The sequence below is a fragment of the Massilia suwonensis genome, assembly GCF_042655665.1.
Taxonomy (GTDB): Bacteria; Pseudomonadota; Gammaproteobacteria; order Burkholderiales; family Burkholderiaceae_D; genus Telluria; species Telluria suwonensis.
The window spans coordinates 2,039,938-2,061,730 of the sequence record NZ_JBHSMR010000013.1; the positions used below are offsets into that span (position 1 = coordinate 2,039,938).

General features: G+C 65.7%; 15 protein-coding genes. 6 read left to right on the plus strand and 9 right to left on the minus strand.

Annotated elements, in window-relative coordinates; genetic code table 11:
• Nucleotides 1-63 precede the first annotated feature (63 nt).
• Complete coding sequence (locus ACFPQ5_RS17315; RefSeq protein WP_379758407.1) at nt 64-2,790, plus strand: alpha-1,6-glucosidase domain-containing protein; 2,727 nt, start codon at nt 64-66, stop codon at nt 2,788-2,790.
• Here ACFPQ5_RS17315 and ACFPQ5_RS17320 read toward each other — a convergent pair.
• The 3 genes from ACFPQ5_RS17320 to ACFPQ5_RS17330 form a co-directional block, all read right to left on the minus strand.
• The gene (locus tag ACFPQ5_RS17320) at nt 2,787-4,466 is read right to left on the minus strand and encodes a response regulator (RefSeq protein WP_379758410.1); all 1,680 of its coding nucleotides are present in this window, start codon (nt 4,464-4,466) and stop codon (nt 2,787-2,789) included. The genes ACFPQ5_RS17315 and ACFPQ5_RS17320 overlap by 4 nt on opposite strands.
• Complete coding sequence (locus ACFPQ5_RS17325) at nt 4,456-5,901, minus strand: ATPase domain-containing protein (protein WP_379758413.1); 1,446 nt, start codon at nt 5,899-5,901, stop codon at nt 4,456-4,458. The genes ACFPQ5_RS17320 and ACFPQ5_RS17325 overlap by 11 nt, the downstream gene beginning before the upstream one ends.
• 124 nt (nt 5,902-6,025) lie before the next feature.
• Nucleotides 6,026-7,852 carry a sensor histidine kinase gene (locus tag ACFPQ5_RS17330; RefSeq protein ID WP_379758416.1) on the minus strand — a complete coding sequence of 609 codons (1,827 nt, stop codon included), beginning with the start codon at nt 7,850-7,852 and terminating at the stop codon, nt 6,026-6,028.
• Between the two features lie 294 nt (nt 7,853-8,146).
• On the opposite strand from ACFPQ5_RS17330, the gene ACFPQ5_RS17335 reads away from it, so the two are divergent.
• Nucleotides 8,147-8,518: a DUF1622 domain-containing protein gene (locus ACFPQ5_RS17335; RefSeq protein WP_379758419.1), complete on the plus strand. Its 372-nt coding sequence runs from the start codon at nt 8,147-8,149 to the stop codon at nt 8,516-8,518.
• Nucleotides 8,519-8,527: 9 nt separating this feature from the next.
• Here ACFPQ5_RS17335 and glk read toward each other — a convergent pair whose 3' ends face one another.
• Nucleotides 8,528-10,381: a glucokinase gene (gene glk, locus ACFPQ5_RS17340; RefSeq protein ID WP_379758422.1), complete on the minus strand. Its 1,854-nt coding sequence runs from the start codon at nt 10,379-10,381 to the stop codon at nt 8,528-8,530.
• A 181-nt stretch (nt 10,382-10,562) separates the two neighbouring features.
• Here glk and ACFPQ5_RS17345 point away from each other — a divergent pair, with 181 nt between their 5' ends.
• Nucleotides 10,563-11,003, plus strand: coding sequence for a hypothetical protein (locus tag ACFPQ5_RS17345; protein ID WP_379758425.1), 441 nt, complete (start codon nt 10,563-10,565; stop codon nt 11,001-11,003).
• 27 nt (nt 11,004-11,030) lie between these two features.
• Nucleotides 11,031-11,597, plus strand: a complete 567-nt coding sequence (locus ACFPQ5_RS17350; RefSeq protein WP_379758428.1) for an ADP-ribosylglycohydrolase family protein — start codon at nt 11,031-11,033, stop codon at nt 11,595-11,597.
• Nucleotides 11,598-11,607: 10 nt separating this feature from the next.
• Here the strand turns inward: ACFPQ5_RS17350 and ACFPQ5_RS17355 are convergent, their stop codons facing one another.
• From ACFPQ5_RS17355 to ACFPQ5_RS17370, 4 genes are all read right to left on the minus strand, one after another.
• Nucleotides 11,608-12,471: an oxygenase MpaB family protein gene (locus ACFPQ5_RS17355; RefSeq protein WP_379758431.1), complete on the minus strand. Its 864-nt coding sequence runs from the start codon at nt 12,469-12,471 to the stop codon at nt 11,608-11,610.
• A 15-nt stretch (nt 12,472-12,486) separates the two neighbouring features.
• The gene (locus ACFPQ5_RS17360) at nt 12,487-14,154 is read right to left on the minus strand and encodes an alpha-amylase family glycosyl hydrolase (protein ID WP_379758436.1); all 1,668 of its coding nucleotides are present in this window, start codon (nt 14,152-14,154) and stop codon (nt 12,487-12,489) included.
• 24 nt (nt 14,155-14,178) lie between these two features.
• On the minus strand, nt 14,179-15,810 hold the full coding sequence (locus ACFPQ5_RS17365) for an alpha-D-glucose phosphate-specific phosphoglucomutase (protein ID WP_379758439.1): 1,632 nt from the start codon (nt 15,808-15,810) through the stop codon (nt 14,179-14,181).
• A gap of 76 nt (nt 15,811-15,886) precedes the next feature.
• The gene (locus tag ACFPQ5_RS17370) at nt 15,887-17,209 is read right to left on the minus strand and encodes an MFS transporter (RefSeq protein ID WP_379758442.1); all 1,323 of its coding nucleotides are present in this window, start codon (nt 17,207-17,209) and stop codon (nt 15,887-15,889) included.
• A 213-nt stretch (nt 17,210-17,422) separates the two neighbouring features.
• Between ACFPQ5_RS17370 and ACFPQ5_RS17375 the strand changes: the two genes are divergently transcribed.
• Nucleotides 17,423-18,697 (plus strand): MFS transporter, encoded by a 1,275-nt coding sequence (locus ACFPQ5_RS17375; RefSeq protein WP_379758445.1) that lies wholly within the window; start codon nt 17,423-17,425, stop codon nt 18,695-18,697.
• 19 nt (nt 18,698-18,716) lie between these two features.
• Nucleotides 18,717-19,553, plus strand: coding sequence for an alpha/beta hydrolase (locus ACFPQ5_RS17380; RefSeq protein WP_379758448.1), 837 nt, complete (start codon nt 18,717-18,719; stop codon nt 19,551-19,553).
• Between the two features lie 299 nt (nt 19,554-19,852).
• Here the strand turns inward: ACFPQ5_RS17380 and ACFPQ5_RS17385 are convergent, their stop codons facing one another.
• On the minus strand, nt 19,853-21,673 hold the full coding sequence (locus ACFPQ5_RS17385) for a DEAD/DEAH box helicase (RefSeq protein WP_379758451.1): 1,821 nt from the start codon (nt 21,671-21,673) through the stop codon (nt 19,853-19,855).
• Between the last annotated feature and the right edge of the window lie 120 nt (nt 21,674-21,793).

Consider the following 21,793-nt stretch of genomic DNA (forward strand, 5'->3'; position numbering starts at 1 on the left):
TAATCAGTTCGATTTCTGTGCAATACAGGGCATACTGTAGCTAAACTACGATATGAGACCCGCATGACTTCGTTCGCTCGCTACGCCGCGCTGCCCGCCCTCCTCGCTCTTTCCGGCGCCGCCCACGCCGCCATTCCCCTGCAAGCCTGCGACGCCCCCGCATTCGCGACCACCCTGCATGCCGCACCAGCCACGCTCGAAGCCCGCGCCGTCTGGCTCGACCGCCGCCTCGTGCAATGGCCGGGCATGGCAAGCGAGGGCCGCTTCCGCCTGTACCACTCCCCTCTCGGCGCGATCGTCGCGACGCCAGGCGCAAAGGTGCAAGGCGCCGCCGGCGCATTCGATCTCGCGCTGCACACCGGCGCCGTGCCCACAGCCGCGGCCCAGCGCTTCAAGTACGTCGGTGCCGGTCCCGTGCTGGCCCTGGACGACGCCGACCTCGCCCAACTGCACCGCGAGCAGCTGGTGCTGGTACGCGAGGACGCCGGCGGCACCGTGCTCGCCGCCACGCGCCTGCAAGCGGCCGGCGCCCTCGACGACCTGTACGCGGCCGCGCAGCAGATTCCGGATCTTGGCGCCACGCCGGGTGCAAACGGCACCGGCTTCGCGCTGTGGGCGCCGACCGTCCAGCAGGCCGCCGTCTGCGTCTACGACAAGCCGACAGGCCGTGCGCGCGCCGTTCACCCGCTGGCCTTCGATGCAAAGACCGGCGCCTGGAGCGCGTACGTGCCGTCCGACCTCTCCGGCCGCTACTACACCTATCTGGTCGACGTGATCGCCGACGGCACCGGCCTGGTGCGCAACCGCGTCACCGATCCCTATTCCGTCAGCCTGAACACGGACTCACGGCGCAGCTACATCGCCGACCTCGACGCACCGAAGCTGAAGCCCCAAGGCTGGGACGCCCACACAGCACCCGCCACCGTCAAGGCGCAGGCCGACATGTCGGTCTACGAACTGCACGTGCGCGATTTTTCGCGCGACGACGCCAGCGTGCCGGTGAACAAGCGCGGCAAATACACGGCCTTCGGCGAAACGAATTCCAACGGCATGCGCCATTTGCAGGCGCTGGCGCGGGCCGGCCTGACCGACATCCACCTGCTCCCCGTCTACGACATCGCCAGCGTGCCCGAACGCGGCTGCGCCGTGCCGAAGCCCCAAGGCGCGCCGGACAGCGAGCGCCAGCAGGCCCTCGTGATGAAGACCGCGCACGGCGACTGCTACAACTGGGGCTACGATCCCTTCCACTACAACGCGCCCGAGGGCAGCTACGCCAGCGACCCGCGGGATGGCGCGCGCCGCGTCGTCGAGCTGCGCGAGATGGTAATGAACCTGCACCGCGCCGGCCTGCGCGTCGGCATGGACGTGGTCTACAACCATACGTTTGCCGCCGGCCAGCAGGAGAAATCGGTCCTCGACCGCATCGTGCCCGGCTACTATCACCGGCTGGATGCGGCCGGCAAGGTCGCGCAATCGACCTGCTGCGACAACACGGCTACCGAGAACGCGATGATGGGCAAGCTGATGATCGACTCGGCGGTCCTGTGGGCGAAGCACTACCGCATGGACTCCTTCCGCTTCGACCTGATGGGCCACCAGCCGCGCGCCACGATGGAGCGCCTGCAGGCAGCGGTCGACCAGGCCGCCGGCCGCAGCGTGCAGCTGATCGGCGAAGGCTGGAACTTCGGCGAAGTGGAAAACGGCGCGCGCTTCGTGCAGGCCTCGCAGCTGTCCCTGAACGGCAGCGGCATCGGCACCTTCAGCGACCGCGCCCGCGATGCCGCGCGCGGCGGCGGCGCCGGAGATGCCGGCGAAGCGGTCATCAAGCAACAGGGCTGGATCAACGGCCTCGTCTACGACGCCAACGCCAGGGCCGAAAAGCGGCCACGCGCCGATCTGCTGCAGGCCGCCGACCTGATCCGCCTCGGCCTGGCCGGCACCCTGCGCAGCTACGCTTTCGTGAATGCCGACGGCGTCACGCGCAAGGGCGAGCAGATGGCCTACGGCGGCCAACCGGCCGGCTACGCCAGCGCGCCGGGCGAGACCGTCAACTACGTCGAGAACCACGACAACCAGACCCTGTACGACGCCAACGCCCTGAAGCTGCCGCTCGCCACCTCGACTGCCGACCGCGCGCGCGTACAGGTGCTGGGACTGGCCCTCACGGCCTTCAGCCAGGGCGTGGCCTATTACCACGCCGGCTCCGACATCCTGCGCTCGAAGTCCCTGGACCGCAACAGCTTCAATTCCGGCGACTGGTTCAACCTCCTCGACTGGACCTATCGCACCAACTTCTTCGGCACCGGCCTGCCCCCGGCACCGGACAATGCGAAGGACTGGCCGCTCTTCAAGCCGCTGCTGGCGAACACGCATCTGCGCCCAACGCCCGACGACATCGCCTTTACCCGCGACGCCTTCCGCGACCTGCTGGCGATCCGCGCCAGCTCCACCCTGTTTCGTCTGCGCACGGCGGACGAGGTGGCGCAGCGCCTGCGCTTCTTCAACGTCGGGCCGCAGCAGGAGCCGGCCGTGGTTGCGGCCCACCTGGACGGCCGCGGCTACGCCGGCGCGGGCTTCGGGAGCCTGCGCTACTTCATCAACGTGGACAAGCTTGCGCATACCGTCGGCGACGAGGAGGCGCGCGGCAAGCGGCTGCGGCTGCATCCGGTGCACACGGCGGCGAACGCCGGAGACAAGCGCGCCGCGCAGGCGCGCTTCGATGCGGCGAGCGGCAGCTTCAGCATCCCTCCGCGCACGGCGGTGGTCTTTGTCGAGGAGCAGGCGCCTTAACTGGTCCGCCCGTCGCGCCCGGCCAGCGCGAGCGCCATCGCATTGGCCAGCGCTTCGAGGGTATAAGGCTTGCGCAAGAACTGGACCTGCAGCGTCTCCAGCCGCCCCGGATCGACCATGTAGCCACTGGCCAGCACGACCGGGATGCCGGGATGATGGCTGGCCAACCAGTGCACCAGTCCGATGCCGTCGGTGCTCCCGGGCATCATTACGTCCGAAAGCACCAGGTCAATGTTGGTAAAGTCGGCCGCGAAGGCCGCATCGGCACTGTCGACGACCGTGATCTCGGCGTCGAGCACGGACAGCAGCGAGGCCGTCGTTTCCGCCACTACCGGATCGTCCTCGACGCACAGGATGCGCACGCCCTTCAACGCGTGCAGCTGCGAGGCCGAAGCGCTGTCCTGGACGACCTGGACCTGTTCGGAACTGCGCGGCAGCAGGATGCCGATCGTGGCGCCTTGCTGCTCTCGCCGGATGAAGGCCGTACCGTGGCTCTGGCTGGCGAATCCATACACCTGCGATAATCCCAGGCCTGTTCCCTTGCCGACCGATTTCGTCGTAAAGAAAGGTTCAAACGCCTGGCGCGCGGTCTTTTCGGACATGCCTTCGCCATCGTCGGTGAGCGTGATGCAGACATATTCGCCCGACAGGTCTCCGCCTTGCGGCAGCAACGGATCAGGCAAACGCACGTTATCGGCCTCCAGCACGAGCATGCCCCGTCCTGCCATCGCGTCGCGCGCATTGGTCGCTACGTTCAGCAGCGCCGCGTCGAGCTGGGCGGGATCGACCGACACCGGCCACAGGCCTGGCGGAATCCGCAAGCGCATCTCGATATCGGCGCCCACGGCGCCGCTGAGCAGCTCCGCGCTTGCGTGCAGGTAGCGCGGCAGGTCGAGCGCGACGTTATTCAAAGGCTGGCGCCGCGCATAAGCGAGCAGCTGTTGCGTCAAGGCCGCGCCGTGGCCGGAAGCGCGCCGGATCGCATCGAGTGCACGTCCGACCCGGTCGTTGGTTTCCTTCGCCAGCAGCATCCGCAACAGCGTTTCCGATCCGGAGATGACCTGCAGGATGTTATTGAAATCGTGCGCGACGCCGCCTGTCAGGCGCCCCAGCGATTCCAGGCGGCGCGCTTCGGAGAGGGCGCGCTCGACGCGGCGCCGCTCGTTCACTTCGCGCTCGAGCGACAGCGTCCGTTCCTTGACCGCACTCTCGAGCGCATCCGCATGCTGCTCCAGCGCGCGCCACTGGTCGCGCATGTCGAACTGCAGGCGGCGCGTGCGCAATGCCGAGCGAATCGCCATCAGCAGCACTTCGCGCGAAGTCGGCCGCCCGATCAGCGTGATATTGCCAATCCGCGCCAGGCGGGAAAAACGGTTGCTGTCCACCTGCTCGCCGGCAGAACCGGCGAGCGTCAGGATCGGCAGATTGGACCAGGCCGGCTGACGCCGCAGGCTGGCGTCGAGTCCCTCGAGCGAGCAGCGGTCCAATCCCTCCTCGGTCACGATGGCGCACCATGCCTGCTCGTCCAGGCAGGCGTATAAACACTTCGCGTCGCTGCACGCCCGCACCGCGACGCCCTCGCCTTCCAACAGGGTACGCAGGGCCACGGCGTCGCCTTCGATCGGCGCGAACACGACCGCGACCGGGGGTGCGACGTGGCCGTCCTCAGGCTTCAAGAGACGCCACTTTCGACTCGCCGATGGAGACGCCGACCTTCGCGCCGATCTCGATGCCGGCATCGGTCAGGTGAAACTCGCGCACCTCGTGCTCGTGGCGTCCCTGGCGCCGCTTCAGGGCGCAGATGGCCTTGCAGACCACGTTGTCGTGCTCGTAATAGCGCAGCGAGATGATGTTGTCGGTGATGATGCTGAGAGCATCGGGCTCCTTCGACGTATCCAGGCGCGCCGAATGCGCGCCCACGATAATCGAGGTCACCCGCATGTTGCTCAGGTAGGAGAACAGTTCGTTCATCTGCAGCAGCAGCGACTTTTCCTCGCGAATGACGTCGAGATAGGAGTTGATGCAATCGATGATGATCAGGCGCGCGCCCACGTCTTCGACGATACGCCTGACGTTCCAGATGAATTCTCCGGGCGAGATGCGCGATGGATTGATCCGTCGCAGATGGAACAGCCGTTCTTCGCCGTCTGCGTGGTCTTCTTGCATGTGCTCGACCATCCGCGAGCGCAAGGTGGTTTCCGATTCGTCGAAGGTGAAGTAGCCGACGTGCTGCCCACTCCGCACGGAGGCCAGTGCGTATTGCAGGGCCAGCGTCGACTTGCCAACGCCCGAAGGACCAAGCAGCATCGTCGAGCTGCCGGCCGCCAGCGGGCCACCCAAGAGACGGTCGAGGCTCTCGACGCTGCTCAGGATATCGGATGCTGCATCGTCGCGGTGATGCTCCTGCGCGATCAGGCTCGGGAAGACGAGAATCTCGTTCTTCTTGATCGCATAGTCGTGCCACCCGCTCTGGAAGTCGCCGCCGCGCAGCTTGACGACACGCAGCCGGCGCCTGGTCGCACCGAAACTGCGCTCCAGCTGCTCCAGCGTCAGCACGCCGTGCACGGCGCTTTGCAGCTCGAATTCGCGGCCGTCCGAAGTCAGGTCGTCGAGCAGCACCACCGTCGACTCGCACTCTGCGAGGCGTTGGCGCAAGTCGATGATCTGGCGCCGGTAATGGGCGCTGTCGCGTGCCAGCAGGCGCACTTCGACCATCGAATCGATGACGACCCGGTCGGCACCGCTGGCGATGATCTTGTCGGCAATCGTCCCCACCAGCGCCGACAGCTCGGAATCCGTGGGCAACAGGATCGTCTGCGGCGATGCGGCGTTCTCGCCCATCGGCGAAATCTCTTCGATCTCGATGCCTTCCAGCGACCAGCCATGGCTGTTTGCGGTGGCGAGCAACTCCTCGCGGCTTTCCGACAGCGTCAGATAGAGACAGCGGTCGCCGACCGACTTGCCGTGAATCAGATAACGCAGGCCCAGCGTCGTCTTGCCGGTGCCGGGCCGCCCTTCGATGAGGTGGACGCGCTGGCGAATCAGGCCGCCGCGCAGGACGGCATCGAGCTCTGGTATGCCGGTCGGAATACGTTCAATTTCGGCGTGCATGGTCGTGCCTTACGTAAGAGAAGCGAATAGCGCTGCCATTGGCAGGCTCCATGCAGCCGATTGTAGATTATGCAATTTGCATCTTATGTGGTGTGACTAACCCAGCACACAAATGAACGCGCGCTCAAGCGGGCCTTGCACTCGCAGCCACGACGTCCTGGGTTGTATCGGCGAGAGGCAGGCGCACAGTGAATATGCTCCCCTTGCCCACGCCCTCGCTGTGGGCCGCGATGGTCCCGCCGTGCAGCTCGACCAGCCCCTTCGCGATCGACAGGCCCAGCCCCAGGCCGCCGAGGGAGCGGTCGATCGTCGTCGGTCCCTGCACCAGCGAATCGAAGATGGTCGGCAGCACGTCCGCCTCCATGCCGACGCCGTGGTCGGCCACCTCGATCACCGCCATGCCGGCGTCCGTGTAACTGCGTACGCCGATCGTGCTGCCCTCCGGCGAATACTTGATGGCATTTACCAGCAGGTTGTCGAGTACCTGCTCGAGGCGCGTCTTGTCGCCCACGATCCAGGCATCCTCGGTTTCGATCTTCCATTCGTGCTTCGACGCCGTCGCCATGATGCGCGAGTCGCAGCAGAAGCGCACCACGCTGCCAGCGTTCACGCGCGCCTTGTCGAGCACGACCTTGCCGGACAAGACGCGGCGCACGTCGAGCAGGTCTTCCACCATCCGGGTCAGCTGGCGCAGCTGGCGCGTCGCGATCTCCCAGGCCTTCTCCGTTTTCGCCGCCGGCATCGACGGCAGGCGGATCACGGAGATCGCCCCGCTGATGGCGGCCAGCGGGTTGCGCAGCTCGTGGCTCAGCATGGAAATAAAATTGTCCTTGGCGTCGCTCTGGGCCTCGGCCTGCTTCCTGGCGGCGCGTTCGCTTTTCAACAGGCGTTCGCGCTCGCGTTCCAGCGCCTGGCGCGCCGCGCTTTCCTGCGCCAGCGACTGGCTGCTGCGGTGGAGTTCTTCCAGCAGCACGTTGACTTCGTTCAGCTGCGAGCGCGTGGCCGGGGTCACGCGTCCCAGCGCCAGCGCGTGCGCCGCCAGGGTCGCATTGCGCAGCGACTTGTCGATGCGGTGCCCGAAGAAGACCGCGATACCGACCGCCCCGCCCAGCACCACCAACAAGGCCGTCGCGGACAGCCAGATCGTCGCCCGCTCGGCCGCTTCGATTTCCGCCACCGGCACGCCGACGGCCACGGTCCAGCCGGTCACCTCGGATCGCACGAAGGTATCGTAGACCTCGATCCCCTCGCGCGTGGCATGGCGCACCATGCCGGCCGGCCGGCGGCGCGAGGCCTCGAAGAGTTCGGGACGTACCATCCCGCCGACAAATTTGTCCGCACTGCGGTTGCGGGCGATCGAGATGCCGTTCGCATCGAATACGCCGACGATCCAGCTGTCGTTCAAGGTATTGCGGCGGAAGACCTTGTTGAAATAGTTCGGATCGAAGATCTGCGTGACGACGTATTTTTTCCCGGCCGCCGCCGGAACCGGCACGTTGACCGACACCACGCCGCGCTTCGAACTCGCCCCGATGAAGTAGCCGCCCACCTGGGTCTTCTGCCTGTCGTAGATGCGCGCCGCCCACGGCCCCGAACGCTGCTTCAGCGGCGAACCGTAGGGCACCAGCGTGTTGAGCAGGCCGTTGCCCTCGTAGTCGGCGATCAGGGTCCAGCTCAAGGGCGAGATGCGCGTAGCCGACAGCAGCGCGTACAGGCGCTCGAAATTGTCGGTCCTGAGGTCGTGCGAATGAGCGATCGTGGTGATGGATGCTTCGGCGGCGGCGATTTCGCCGTCGATCATGAGCGAGGTCGATTTCGCGATCTCTTCGATGCTGCGAAAGCGCGACTCCTGCTCGAAGCGCAGCAGCATCGACAGGCCGAAGATCGACAGGCAGGCGACCGGCACGATGATCGCGACCAGCATCAGGAGGAGGTAACTGCGTGTCTTCATCGGTCTCTGGCCAGGACAATGGCATCGCAGCGGACGCACCGCAGGATACTTGCAAAACGCATCATCTTACCACTTTGGCATTGCGCAACGCCGCTGTTTCGAATGGACCGCCGTGTGCGCCGTCAGGCTGGCAAGCTTGTTAAGCTGAGCTGGTAAGGAGTGTCCTGCAAATGCCTGGCCAGGCGCTCGATTGTTTCACCAACACACCCGGACGGTTTCGAGAGGATCGCATGAAATCCAGAGACAGCATCGCCGATAGCAAGGGCGGGCGTACGATGTGCACACGAGGCCCCCATGTTTGAGACCATCGAAGGAAACGTGCAGTCCGGCGTCGAGTGGCTGCGCCTGCTGGTCGAGACGCTGGGCGCGCTGGTGATCGCGATCGGCATCGTGGTCGTCGTGGTGGGACTGGTGCGCCATTTCGCCAACGGCCGCGGCTCAAGCTTCGTGCCGATCCGCCTGGCCTTCGCGCGCTACCTGACGCTGGCCCTGGAACTGCAGCTGGCCGCCGACATCCTCTCGACCTCGGTGGCGCCGACCTGGGACCGGATCGGCAAGCTGGCGGCGATTGCCGTCATCCGGACGGCCCTGAATTACTTCCTCAGCAAGGAGATCGGGCAGGAGCAGGCGCGCGAGGAAGGAACGCCTGCGCGGCCGCGCTCCTGAACTGCGGCCTTACACGTCCAAGTGCGAAATCAGCAGCTTCCTCGCCTCGATATCCCCATCCTGCTCCGCCTGCGCCCCCAGCGAGATCCCGACCGCCATGATGTCGATCAGGAGCAGCTGCAGGATGCGCGAAATCATCGACAGGAAGGTGGTGCTGTCTTCGGCGTGGTCGACCGCGAGGCAGACGTCCGCCTTCTTCGCCAGCGCCGATTTGCTGCTGGTGATGGCGATCACGCTGGCGCCGGCGCGGCGCGCGGCGTCTACGGCCGCGAGCAGCTCGGGCGCCTGCCCTGCCGTCGAGATCGCGATGACGACGTCGTTCGGTTTCAGGAGTTCGGCGGCGAGCTGGAACAGGTGGGCGTCGCCATGCGCCGTGGTCGGGATGCGGAAGCGGAAGAATTTGTGCTGGCCGTCGAGCGCCACCACGCGCGCGTTGCCCATCGCGTAGAACTCGACTTTGCCGGCATTCCTCAGCAGCGCGATCGCGCGGTCGATTGCGTGCACGTCGAGGCCGTCGCGGAATTTCAGGATGGCGGAGACCGTGTTGTCGATCACCTTGGCTGACAGGTCATGGGTGCTGTCGCTCATGCGCACCTGGCTGTGGCGCACGGGGATCGAACCGGTCAGGCTGCCGGCGAATTTCAGCTTGAATTCGGCCAGGCCCTGGAAGCCGAGCGAGCGGCAGAAGCGGATCACGGTCGGCTGGCTGACGTCGGCCAGGCGCGCGATCTCGGCGATCGGCTCGGACAGGACTTTACGGGGATGCTCGAGCACGAGGCTTGCCACGCGCTGTTCGGCCGGCGAGAGTTCGTGCTGCAGGTGCTGCACGCGCTCCATCAGGGTATTCGCGCCGCTGCGGCCGCGCAGGTGTTCGGACAAGATCGTCGACACGCCGCGCAGCGCCGGGTTCGGCGTCATGATCACATAGGTCGGGATCTCGGCCAGGTATTCGGTGAAGCGCCCTTTGGCCTCGAAGCGCGCGCGGAACGGAGAGTGCGCGAACCACTGGGCGATGCGCGGCACGATGCCGCCGCCGATAAAAATGCCGCCGAAGGCGCCCAGCGTCAGCGCCAGGTTGGCCGCCGCGCCGCCCAGCATGCCGGCAAAGCACTCCAGCACTTCCAGGCACAGCGCATCCTGGTCGTCGAGCGCGCAGGCGACGATCTCGGCCGCCGTACGGCTTGGGGCCTGCACGCCGTTGCGTTCGGCCAGTGCGCGGTAGATCAGTTCCATGCCGGGACCGGACAGGATGCGCTCGTTCGACACGTGCGGCCACTCGCGCCAGGCGGTCTGCAGGATCGCGAACTCGCGCTCGTCGCTCGGCGCGAAGGCGACGTGGCCGCCTTCGCTGCCGAGGGTGACGAAACCGTCGGCGGTCGGAATCACGCCCGACACGCCCAGGCCCGTGCCGGCGCCGAGCACGCCCGCCACCGCATGCGGCTGCGCCTTGCCGCCGCCGACCTGCAGCACGTCGCCCGCCTGCAGTCCCGGCAGCGCCATCGCCAGCGCCGTGAAGTCGTTGACGATGACCAGCGTCGACCAACCCATCGTGCGCCGCACCTCGTCGGTCGAGAACTGCCAGTCGCGGTTGGTCATGCGCACCAGGTCGCCGCTGACCGGATTGGCCATGGCGAAGGCCGCGTGCGTGATGCGCTCGCCCTTCTGCTCGCCCAGATAGGCATTCAGCAGCGGCACGATGCCGTCGTAGTCGTCGCAGCGCAGCACCGCCGTCTGGCGGAACACGCCGGGCGCCGTCTCGAGCGTGAAGCGGGCATGGGTGGCGCCGATGTCGGCCAGCAGGCGCGGGCCGTCGGCGTAGGAGGCACGGCCGGATTTTTGTTCGGTATCTGGTTCGGTGATCATCGGTGCTTACGACTGGGATACGTCTGGAGGCGCACAGGATAGCATTGTTTGATTGCTACCAGATGAGTATCGATGCTGGTTCTTGCCCGCACTTGCGGACGATGTTTCATAGACCAGTTGCCGCTTGCCCTTTCGGCAATCCAGCCGATACACTGCGTTGCTGAATAAACGGGAGACGGCAGTGACCGAACAATTCGATAAGCACCGCTGGCACGACAACGCCATTCATGGCTTTCGCATCGTCGAAGGCGAGCACGGATGCGGCGAACTGGACCTGGATATCGACTTCATCAATGAATGGCTTCCATCGAGGGATGTGGAACACGGCTTCCTGTTCGGAGTCTCCCCCTCGAACCCGGTCTTTCACGAAGTATCGGATCTCGTCATCTCGATCGACTACGCCGCCTGTTCCGCGGCCCTTCAGCCGATGGCGATCCTGGAAATCCACCGGAAAGAGCATGTGTACCCGAACGGCTATCAATCCTTCGCATGGAAGATCGAGATGGCCTGGCCCGCCAACAGCTTCCTCTCGTTTTGCTCGCCAGGGTTCACGCAAACGCCGCGCGCGGAGCCTGTATATTCACCGGACCAGTCCCTGGCGCCGTCACAGCGGTCAGGCTGATGGTCGCCGCTGTAATGAACATGAGGGATGGCCGCCGGATCGATCGAGCCTAATTCCGCCGGCAACGGAGCACTCATGCGCCTGGCGCCGGTACCGATGTATTTCGCCCAGGATGAGATGGCGGTGTTTCGATACGCCGGCGACAGCACGCGAACGACGCATGGCGCCCGCGAAGCCATCGAGTGCTCGCGGCTTTTCGGCCTTCAGCTGCGCGCGGCCTTGAACGGCGGCTCGAAGGCCGAGATATTTTCAGTCGCGTACCCCAAACCATCGAGTCCAAAGCTCGCATCGCTTGCCGCTGGCGAGTGGTTCAACAAGCCGATCGAACACATCAAAGGCAGCGGGTATTGCGTCCAGTCGCTCGAGGCCGCACTCTGGTGCTTCCGGCACACGGCATCGTTCAGGGACGCAGTCCTGAAAGCGGCCAACCTGGGCGACGATGCCGACACGACCGCAGCGATCTGCGGCCAGCTTGCCGGCGCTTTTTACGGCATCCAGGACATTCCGAACGAGTGGGTCGAACGCCTGGCGATGGGCGATGAAATCCTGGCGCTCTCGGACCGGCTCCTGGCCGAGCGATACAACCCAGTCTGATCTACCGCGCTCACGTTGTCGACCTTTCCCGGCCCGCCACCCGCCGCGCCGCCTGCAGCGCTGGCGTATCCCCCAGCGGCAGCAGCATCGCGCCGCGCGCCAGCGCGCGTACCAGCCGCGCTTCGCCGAAGCGCAAGCCCTGACTGCGCAGCTGCGGCAGCGAGCGCACCGGCTCCGGCACGATCTCGACGGCGGCGCGTACCAGCAGGCGCTGGAAGGGGCGCAGCGGGGCCGGCACGATCGCGGTCTCGTTCATGATCCGTAAAAAATCGGCGAGGATGCGCGAGCCTTCGAGCATGGGTGCGGTGGCGCCAAGCAGCGCCGCCCATCCTTGCCAGTCGCGCGGCAGGCCGGTCGCGCCGTACAGGCGCGCGGAGGACTGGCCCTCGTCGAAGATGGCATCCTTTTCGAACGGCGACAGGGCCTGCACGTAGGCGTGATAGGCCTCGGCGAACCCGAACACGGCGGTGGCCTGCACCCAGTCGAGCAGGCGCGGATCGTTGGCCTGGTAGGGAGCGCCGTCTGGCGTCCTTCCCCGCACGTGGCCGTGCATGCGCACCACGTGGGCGATCATCTTTTCGGCCGCCGAGCGCGGGCCGTACACCGTCATCATCGCGGCGAAGCCGGTGCGGCGCAGGCGCAACAAGGGATCGCGCGCGAAGCCGCCGCCGTCCCAGACGCCCGAACGCACCGAGGGTTCGGCCAGCTCGAGCAGCACGGCCGTCACGCCGCCGACGAACAGCGCAACCGGATTGGCGAAGATGCGCCAGGACACGCTGTCCGCGCCTACCAGCGCCGGCTCGCCCGGGGGCTGGCTGAAGTCGAAGGCCATGCCGGGGGGCGGCTGCAGCAGTTCGCGGATTGCCTTCAGCATCGCCGCCCTCCCCGTTTATTCCTGCCCGATCAGCACCACGGGATTGCGCGCATCGAACTGCACCTTGCCGCCTTTGACGATCGCCGTCTTCCCCGAGTACCAGTCGCGCACGGTCTGGCCGTCCAGGAAGACGCCGGTCACCGGCACCGCGGTCGGCTTGTCCGTCGGCAGGCCGAGCGCGACGACCACGCGGTCGGTGACCTCGCCCTTCTCCCAGGTGCGCTTGAACGTGTACGGATAGTGCTGGATCATGCGGTGCACGCCGGCACCGACCGCCGGGTGGGCCTGGCGGAAGCGGCCGAGTTTGGCCCAGTGCTCGCGCACGTCGCGCACGCGGTTCAGGCCGCGCTGGGTGTTGGCGGCCAGCTCGTCCCAGTTCATGAAGGAGCGCAGCGTGGCGTCGCCCTGCGCGCCCTCGATCTGCAAGAGGCGCGCCGTTTCGTCGCCGTAGTAGATCTGCGCCGCGCCCGGCGCCAGCAGCAGCTTATTGGCCGTCTCGTAGGGACGCTGGCGCAGCGCGTCGTAGGGCTGGCCGTCGTCGTGCGAGCTGAGGTAGTTCAGCACCGAGGTCCCCTTCATCGGTCCCTGCAGCGCTTCCGAATAGGTGCTGAACAGCTTTTCGTAGGACTCGACGGCATCGGTCTTCATCGCGAAGTTGATCATGCTGTCGAAGCCCTGGGCCGGATAATCGACCGTCAGGCCGCCCAGGTCGAAGGCGCGGCCGTGCTGGATGGCGTAGTTGTAGACTTCGGCCGTCATGTAGAAGGGCGTGTCGTCCAGCTTCTTCGACGGATTCGCCTTCTTCCAGTCCTCGAAGGCGACGCTGGCCACCTTTTTCAATTCCTTCCACACGCCCGGCTCGGTGTGCTTCACGGTGTCGGCGCGGAAGCCGTCGACGCCGAACTTGCGCACCCAGTCGGCATGCCATTTCATCAGGTAGTAGCGCGGCGCGCGCGGATAGCCGGTGCGCTTGAAGAAGGCGTCGAGTTCCTGCACTTCGCGCTCGTAGCGCCCTTCCCGCTTCCACTTCTCGACCAGCGCCGGCGGCAGCGCGACCGGCTTGTTGTCGCCGGTGCGGATGTCGGGCAGATTCTTCACCAGTGTGCAGTCGATCGTCGTGCGCGCATCTTTATACGTGCAGGTCGGTCCGGTGCGCACCCAGTCCGCCGGCCACACCGGATCGCTCTCGGTGACCGGCCCCGTGTGGTTCAGGACCACGTCGAACAGCACGCGCATTCCGTGCGCATGGGCCGTATCGACCAGGGTGCGCAGTTCGTCCTCGGTGCCGAGGTTGGCGTCGATCGCCGTGAAGTCGCGCGCCCAGTAGCCGTGGAAGCCGTAGCTCTTGCCGGTGCCCTCGTCGGTGCCGGCGTGGATCTGCTCGACCGGCGGCGTGATCCACAGCGCGGTCACGCCCAGTTCGGCAAAATAGCCTTCCTTGATCTTCGCGGTGATGCCGGCAAAGTCGCCGCCCATGAAGCCGCGCAGCTTGGCCGCGTCGTCCTTGCGGCCGTAGGCGTGATCGTTGTCCGGATTGCCGTTGTTGAAGCGGTCCGTCAGCAGGAAGTAGACGGTCGCGTTCTCCCACACGAAGGGTTTGGTTGGCGCAGCCCAAGGTGCCGGAGCAGCATGGGCAGTGTTCAAGGCAAACAGCAGGGAAACGGCAAGTGCGGACAATTTCATGCAGGGGTTCCTGTCAAAGTGGGGTCAGGTGATGACGCTCGGCTGCTCGCGGCCGGTGCGCCGGCGCAGTTCGGACACGCCGTCGGCGATCGCCACCAGGCCTGATAAAGCCTGCTGGGTCTCGAGATTGTGGCGGGCCGGGTCGGCCTCGTAGCGTTCGAGGTAGAGACGGATGGTGGCGCCTTCGGTGCCGGTGCCGGACAGGCGGAACACGATGCGCGAGCCGTCGAGCATGACGATGCGCACGCCCTGCTTGGTGGCGATCGAGCCGTCGACCGGGTCGGTGTAGACGAAATCGTCGGCCAGCGCCACCCGATAGTCGCCCAGGGTCTGGCCAACCAGCTTCGGCAGCTTGTCGCGCAGCGCGGCCATCATGCCGTCGGCGGCGATAGCGTCGACGGCTTCGTAGTCGTGGCGCGAATAATAATTGCGGCCGAAACGGGCCCAGTGCTCGGCAACCAGCTGGTCCACGGATTTGCCGGTCGCGGCCAGCATGTTCAGCCAGAACAGCACGGCCCACAGGCCATCCTTTTCGCGCACGTGGTTGGAGCCGGTGCCGTAGCTTTCTTCGCCGCAGAGCGTGACCATGTCGGCATCCATCAGGTTGCCGAAGTACTTCCAGCCGGTCGGCGTCTCGAAGCAGGACACGCCCAATGCTTGCGCAACGCGGTCGGCCGCGGTGGAGGTCGGCATCGAACGCGCGATGCCCTTGATGCCGGCCGCGTAGCCCGGCGCGACGGTGGCGTTGGCGGCGATGATGGCCAGGCTGTCGGAGGGCGTGACGGCGATGCCGCGGCCGACGATCATGTTGCGGTCGGCGTCGCCGTCGGAGGCGGCGCCGAAGTCGGGCGCATCGGGCGCGCTCATCAGGGCGATCAGTTCGGCCGCGTTGACCGGGTTCGGGTCGGGATGGTGGCCGCCGAAGTCTTCCAGCGGCTCGCCATTGATCACCGTGCCGGCGGGCGCACCGAGCACGCCTTCGAGGATCGCCTTTGCATACGGCCCCGAGACAGCGCTCATGCCGTCGAATTTCATCGTGAAGCCGCGCTGGAACAAGGCGCGGATGGCGCCGAAGTCGAACAGGCGGCCCATCAGCTCCGCGTAGTCGGCAACCGGATCGATCACTTCGACCTGCATGCCGTCGAGCGTGGTCGTGCCGATGTCGTCGAGGTTCACGGCCGGGGCATCGCTGATGCGGTAGGACGTGAGGGTTTGCGTGTGCGCGAAGATCGCCTCGGTGACCTTCTCCGGCGCGGGTCCGCCGTTCCCGATGTTGTACTTGATGCCGAAGTCGCCGTCCGGGCCGCCGGGGTTGTGGCTGGCCGAGAGCACGATGCCGCCGAAGGCGCCGTGCTTGCGGATCACGCAGCTCACTGCCGGCGTCGACAGGATGCCGCCGCGTCCAACCAGCATGCGCGCCACGCCGTGGGCGGCGGCCATGTGCAGAATCGTCTGGATGGCCTGGCGGTTGAAGTAGCGGCCGTCGCCGCCGAGCACCAGGGTGCGGCCGGCGCAGTCGCCCAGGGTCAGGAAAATCGCTTCGACAAAGTTCTCGAGGTAGCCGGGCTGCTGGAACTCGGTCACCTTCTTGCGCAGGCCCGAGGTGCCCGGACGCTGGCCGGCGAATGGCGTCGTTGCCACGGTCTGAATCGTCATGCTTCGCTCCTGTGATCGCATTAGTTTGTTAATAAAACATTACGATACGCCAGGAGTCAAAACGATGGCGCAGGCTTTATTTGCCTGCCTTGTCAGTCACCATCAGTGTCAATACGCCGGCCAGCAGCATGCAGCCGCCGCCCAGCGCCAGCGTTTGCACGGTATGGCCATTGAAAAATTCGCGCGTGACGAAGCCGAGCAGCAGGCCGCTGACGATCTGCGGGATCACGACGAAGAAGTTGAACAGGCCCATGAAGTAACCCATGCGCTTGGCCGGCAGGGAGCCCGCCAGGATCGCATACGGCATGGTCAGAATGCTGGCCCAGGCGATACCGACGCCGACCATCGGCAGCATCAGCATTTCTTTGGTCTCGATGGCGGCGATGCTGGCCAGGCTGAGTCCCCCGATGGCGAGGCAGGTGGCGTGCACGACCTTGCGGCTGGTGGCACGGGCGAACACCGGCAGAATAAAAGCGGCCAGCGCCGACACGCCGCTGTACACCGCGAACATGATGCCGACCCAGTTGCCGGCGTCCTGGAAAGCGGCCGACTGCGCGTCGCGGGTGCCGTAGATTGAATCGGCAATCGCGCTGCCAGTATAGATCCACATCGCGAACAGGGCGATCCAGGTGAAGAACTGGACAAAGGCCAACTGCACCATCGTCTTCGGCATCTTGGCGAAGCCGCTGAAGATCTCGGTAAAGGCGACGCCCATCCGGCGCGCGTGCTGGCGCTCGCTGTTGAACGATTCCATATCGGCCGGCGGCAGTTCGTCGGCGGTGAACACGGTCCAGCTGACGGCGACGATGAAGACCAGCGCGCCGGCGTAGAAGGAATAGCGCACGGTGTCGGGAATCGTGCCGTCGACCGGCACGTTCGACACGCCCAGGTGCGTGAAGATGGTCGGCAGCAGGGAGGCGATCACGGCGCCGCAGCCGATGAAGAAGGTCTGCATCGCATAGCCGGCGGTCTGCTGCGAGACGTCGAGCTTGTCGCCGACGAAGGCGCGGAAGGGCTCCATCGAGACGTTGATCGCCGCATCCATCATCCACAGCACGGCCACCGCCATCCACAGCGCCGAGGAATTCGGCATCAGGAACATGGCGATCGCGGCAAGCAGCGCGCCGATGAAGAAGAAGGGACGGCGCCGGCCCCACTTCGGGTGCCAGGTGTTGTCGCTCATGTAGCCGATCACCGGCTGCACCAGCAGGCCGGTCACGGGCGCGGCCAGCCAGAACAGGGCCAGGTCGTCCGGGTTGGCGCCGAGCGTCGAGAAGATGCGGCTGGTGTTGGCGTTCTGCAGCGCGAAGCCGAACTGGATGCCGAAGAAGCCGAAGCTCATGTTCCACAACTGCCAGAACGACAGGCGTGGTTTGAGCGCCTTGGTGTGCATGTCCATCTGTGTCCCCAATGGCCCGGCGTCCTGCCAGGCTCGAAGTATGTGGCGAAGTCCCTGCCTCTAAGCCATGAGGACGGACTGTTGGAAGATAATTTGTAGCAAAATAACATGGCGTTTTCCGAGTGTCAATCTCGCTAAGTGGTAGTAGAATCGCCACACCCGTGCTTTCCGCAACGGGATTTGTAGTCAAATAACAGAGAATACGGAGACACCATGCTCGACATGCAGCGCCGGCTGAGCAATTCCTTCTATGCCCTCACCAGCTTGCCGGCTACGGCCATGGGCTTCGCCCTGTGTATCCAGATTTCAGCCCTCAGCTGGCTGCTGAGCACCAAGTACCACCTCGACATCCACGAGATCGGCATCGTCTGGGCCGCGGGACCGCTGGCCGGCATCCTGGGCCAGGTGATCATCGGCTTCATCAGCGACAAGACCTGGTTCTGGGGCGGACGCCGGCGTCCCTTCATCCTGATCGGCGGGGTGCTGGCCGCGCTGTCCGTGTTCCTGCTGCCGCGGATCGAAGTCGTCGCGGATTTGCTCGGCATCGGCAACCTGCTGGTGGTCGCCGTGATCATCGCGCTGACGCTCGACCTGTCGATCAACATCGGCTTCAATCCGACCCGCTCGCTGATCGCGGACGTGACGCCGGACGGCGAGGCGCGCACGCGCGGCTATACCTGGATGCAGACCATCTCGGGCTTCTGGGGCGTGATGGCATATTTGATCGGCGCCTTCATCGACAACTACGCGCTGATCTCGGTCGGCGTGCTGCTGGTGCTGGTGTTCTCGATCGTGCCGGCACTGCTGATCGAGGAGCCGCGCGAGATCGCCGCGCTTGAAGCGGCAGCGGCGTCGCGCACCGACTGGCCGCAATTCTGGCGCCTGTGTGCGGCGCATGCCTTTACCTGGTTCGGGGTGCAGGCGATGTTCGTCTACATCATCTCCTTCATCCAGCAGCACGTGGTCGCGCCGGGCGCCACAGCCGAACAGGCTGCGGCGCAGTCGGGCCACATCATCGCGATCTCGTTCGCCGTCATGAACGTGGTCGGCTTCCTGCTGCCGGCGCTGGTGCTGGCACCGCTGGTGACGCGCTTCGGCCGCGTGCGCACGCAGGCCGCCTGCATCGGCATCATGGCCCTCGCCTACTTCGCGATCGCCCTGTTCGCGCGCTCGCCTGCAGCCCTGTACGTGCTGATGGCGGTGGTCGGCATCGGCTGGGCGGCGGTGGTCAGCCTGCCGTTTGCGATCATGAGCGAGAAGGTCGATAAAAGCCGCATGGGTTACTTCATGGGGCTATTCAACCTGTCGGTGGTGCTGCCGCAGCTGGCGACGACCACGGTCGGCTTCGTGCTCAAGACGGCAGCGGATAAAAGCCTGCTGTTCTTCATCTGCGGCGGCTGCCTGGCCGTGTCGAGCGTGCTGTGGTTGCTGGTGCGCGAAAACACGGCGGCGCTGCGCACTGCACCGACACTCGCGGCCTCACATTAACAACAACAGAGACATCTTCATGCGATTCTGCTTCATTCCATTTTTGCTGGCCGCCTCGCTCGCCTCGGCTGCCGATACGCCTGCGCCTCCAAAAGCCTCGACCGCCCTGCCCGGCGTCAGCCTGCTGCCCGAGCTGGTCGAAATCCCGGGCCTGAATCGCAAGCGCCAGATCCGCCTCTACCTGCCACCTGGGTATGCGACGTCCGGCAAGCGCTATCCGGTGCTCTACATGCACGACGCCCAGAACCTGTTCGACGACGCCACCGCCTTTGCCGGCGAGTGGAAGGTCGACGAGACGCTGGACGCGCTGTCGAAGGAGGGCAAGCTGGAACTGATCGTGGTCGGCATCGACAACGGCGGCGACAAGCGCATCACGGAGCTGAACGCCTGGGACAACGCGCGCTTCGGGCACGCCGAGGGCAAGCAGTACACGGACTTCATCGTGGGCACACTGAAGCCCGCGATCGACGCCAAATACCGCACCTTGCCCGACCGCGCGCACACGGCGATCATGGGCAGCTCGATGGGTGGGCTGGCTTCGCACTACGCGATCGCGCAGTACCCGCAGGTGTTCAGCAAGGCGGGCGTGTTTTCGCCGGCTTACTGGACGGCCACGCCATCGTTCGACTTCATGGCGCAGCATCCGCTGCCGAAGGACGCGCGCGTGTATCTGCTGATGGGGGAGAAGGAAGGCGATTCGATGGTGCCGGATGTGCAGCGCATGGCGCAGGTAGTCGAGAAGAGTGGGCACCCGAAGGCGAATACGGTGCTCAAGATCGTGCCGGAGCAGAAGCATAACGAGGCATTCTGGAGCGGCGAGTTGCGCGAGGCTTTGTTGTGGATGTTTGCGGACTGACTTGCGGGCGCGGCGGGGCTGATCGTGCGGTGAAACGCGTGGGCTCGGAGAGCCCACCCTACGTTACGTCCCGGCTCCATGAACTTGCTACGGGCGGTGGCGCACCGTAGGGTGGGCATTCTGTAGTGAAGCCGCCGCTGAGGCCATTGGCCTCAGCGGCCCCACGCGGATGCGGCCCATGAATGTCGAAACATCGCCTGAACCGTCGCAACATGTCGCGTACCGGTCAAATAAAAACGGGGAATCGGCCGCAAGGCCGATTCCCCGTTCGTCATTCATGCGGCGCCAGCCGCATGCACTTACGCTTTACGCGGCTTCTTGAAACCCGGCTTCTCGTTGAACCGGCGCTCCGCCCCGAAGGACTTCTTCGGCCCCGCCTTCTTCGGCGGCGGCGTTTCGCCATCGCGCGTGATCTGCAGCTGCTGCCCAGCCACCCACACCGTTTTCAGGTGATCGATCAGGTCCGGCGGCAGGTCCGCCGGCAGGTCGAGCGTGCTGAAATCGTCGTAGATCTCGATACGGCCGATCAGCTTCGAATCGATGTTCGCCTCGTTGGCAATCGCACCGACGATGTTGCCCGGCTTGACGCCGTTGATGTGGCCGACTTCGATGCGGAAGGTGGCCATGCCCTCTTCCGGCGCGCGCATCACGCGCTCCTTCTTGAAGCCCGGCTCGCGGTTTGGGCGCGGCGGACGGTCGTCCCAGCCGCCGTCGTCGCGCGGGGAGCGTGGCGGACGCTCGACGAAGTCGGCGCGCGCCGGGCGCTCGTCCCAGGTCGATGCCTTCGGCTCGCGGTCCGGCTTTTCCAGCAGCAGCGGCACGTCGCCGCGGCTCAGCTTTGCCAGCGCGGCGGCGATGTCGACCGCCGGCACGTTGGCTTCGCGCTCGAATTCCTCGATCAGGTTGCGGAACTGCTCGAGGCCGCCGTCGGCCAGGGTCTGCGCGATCTGTTCTTTGAACTTCGCGATGCGCACGTCGTTGACGGCCTTCACGGTCGGCAGCGTCAGCGGCGCGACCGGCTGGCGCGTGGCGCGCTCGATCGCTTTCAGCAGGCCGCGCTCGCGCGGCGTGATGAAGAGGATGGCGTCGCCGCTGCGGCCCGCGCGGCCGGTGCGGCCGATGCGGTGGGTGTAGCTTTCCGGATCCGACGGCACGTCGTAGTTGATCACGTGGCTGATGCGCTCGACGTCCAGGCCGCGCGCGGCGACGTCGGTGGCGACCAGGATGTCGATCTTGCCGTTCTTGAGCTGTTCGATGGTGCGCTCGCGCTGTTGCTGCGCCATGTCGCCGTTGATCGCCGTGGCCGCGAAGCCGCGCGCCTGCAGCTTGGTCGCCAGCTCTTCGGTGCCGAGCTTGGTGCGCGCGAAGATGATCATGCCGTCGAAAGGCTCGGCTTCCAGGATGCGCGTCAGCGCGTCCAGCTTCTGCATGCCGGCCACCAGCCAGTAGCGCTGGGTGATGTTGTCGGCGGTGCCGGTCTTGGCGGCGACGGTCACTTCGCTCGGATCGCGCAGGTAGGTCTTGGCGATGCGCTTGATCGCCGGCGGCATGGTGGCCGAGAACAGCGCGATCTGCCGCTCTTCCGGGATCTGCTGCAGGATCTGCTCGACGTCGTCGATGAAGCCCATGCGCAGCATTTCGTCGGCTTCGTCGAGAACGAGGGTCTTCAGCTGCGACAGGTCGAGCGAACCTTTTTCGATGTGGTCGATCACGCGGCCCGGGGTGCCGACGATGATCTGCACGCCGCGGCGCAGGGCGGAGAGCTGCGGGCCGTAGGCCTGGCCGCCGTAGATCGGCAGCACGTGGAAGTTCTTCATGTGCGCGGCGTAGCTCTGGAAGGCCTCGGCCACCTGGATCGCCAGCTCGCGCGTCGGCGCCAGCACCAGGGCTTGCGGCGCGACCTGCTTGGTGTCGATGCGCGACAGGACCGGCAGCGCGAAGGCGGCGGTCTTGCCGGTGCCCGTCTGCGCCTGTCCCAGCACGTCGCGGCCTTCCATCAACAGGGGAATGGTGGCGGCCTGGATCGGCGACGGCGTTTCGTAGCCGACGTCCTTCAGCGCCTTGAGGATGGGCGCAGGGATGTTGAGGTCGGCAAACGATGGGATGGGAGTGTCGGACATATGGATGAGTTGTTCTTAAAGTGAAACGAAAGCGACAGTTTACACCGTCGTTCAAGGAGACGTAGGCCAATTGCCCGCGCGCCTAGAGAGTTGCAAAAGAAAAAGCCCTTGCAGGCAGTG

What these genes read in the sequence shown, in the direction of transcription:
- ACFPQ5_RS17315 (WP_379758407.1), top strand. Translation starts at nt 64, where the DNA reads ATGACTTCGTTCGCTCGCTACGCCGCGCTGCCCGCCCTCCTCGCTCTT.
- ACFPQ5_RS17325 (WP_379758413.1), bottom strand. Translation starts at nt 5,901, where the DNA reads ATGCACGCCGAAATTGAACGTATTCCGACCGGCATACCAGAGCTCGAT.
- ACFPQ5_RS17330 (WP_379758416.1), bottom strand. Translation starts at nt 7,852, where the DNA reads ATGAAGACACGCAGTTACCTCCTCCTGATGCTGGTCGCGATCATCGTG.
- ACFPQ5_RS17335 (WP_379758419.1), top strand. Translation starts at nt 8,147, where the DNA reads ATGTTTGAGACCATCGAAGGAAACGTGCAGTCCGGCGTCGAGTGGCTG.
- glk (WP_379758422.1), bottom strand. Translation starts at nt 10,381, where the DNA reads ATGATCACCGAACCAGATACCGAACAAAAATCCGGCCGTGCCTCCTAC.
- ACFPQ5_RS17350 (WP_379758428.1), top strand. Translation starts at nt 11,031, where the DNA reads ATGGCCGCCGGATCGATCGAGCCTAATTCCGCCGGCAACGGAGCACTC.
- ACFPQ5_RS17355 (WP_379758431.1), bottom strand. Translation starts at nt 12,471, where the DNA reads ATGCTGAAGGCAATCCGCGAACTGCTGCAGCCGCCCCCCGGCATGGCC.
- ACFPQ5_RS17360 (WP_379758436.1), bottom strand. Translation starts at nt 14,154, where the DNA reads ATGAAATTGTCCGCACTTGCCGTTTCCCTGCTGTTTGCCTTGAACACT.
- ACFPQ5_RS17365 (WP_379758439.1), bottom strand. Translation starts at nt 15,810, where the DNA reads ATGACGATTCAGACCGTGGCAACGACGCCATTCGCCGGCCAGCGTCCG.
- ACFPQ5_RS17370 (WP_379758442.1), bottom strand. Translation starts at nt 17,209, where the DNA reads ATGGACATGCACACCAAGGCGCTCAAACCACGCCTGTCGTTCTGGCAG.
- ACFPQ5_RS17375 (WP_379758445.1), top strand. Translation starts at nt 17,423, where the DNA reads ATGCTCGACATGCAGCGCCGGCTGAGCAATTCCTTCTATGCCCTCACC.
- ACFPQ5_RS17380 (WP_379758448.1), top strand. Translation starts at nt 18,717, where the DNA reads ATGCGATTCTGCTTCATTCCATTTTTGCTGGCCGCCTCGCTCGCCTCG.
- ACFPQ5_RS17385 (WP_379758451.1), bottom strand. Translation starts at nt 21,673, where the DNA reads ATGTCCGACACTCCCATCCCATCGTTTGCCGACCTCAACATCCCTGCG.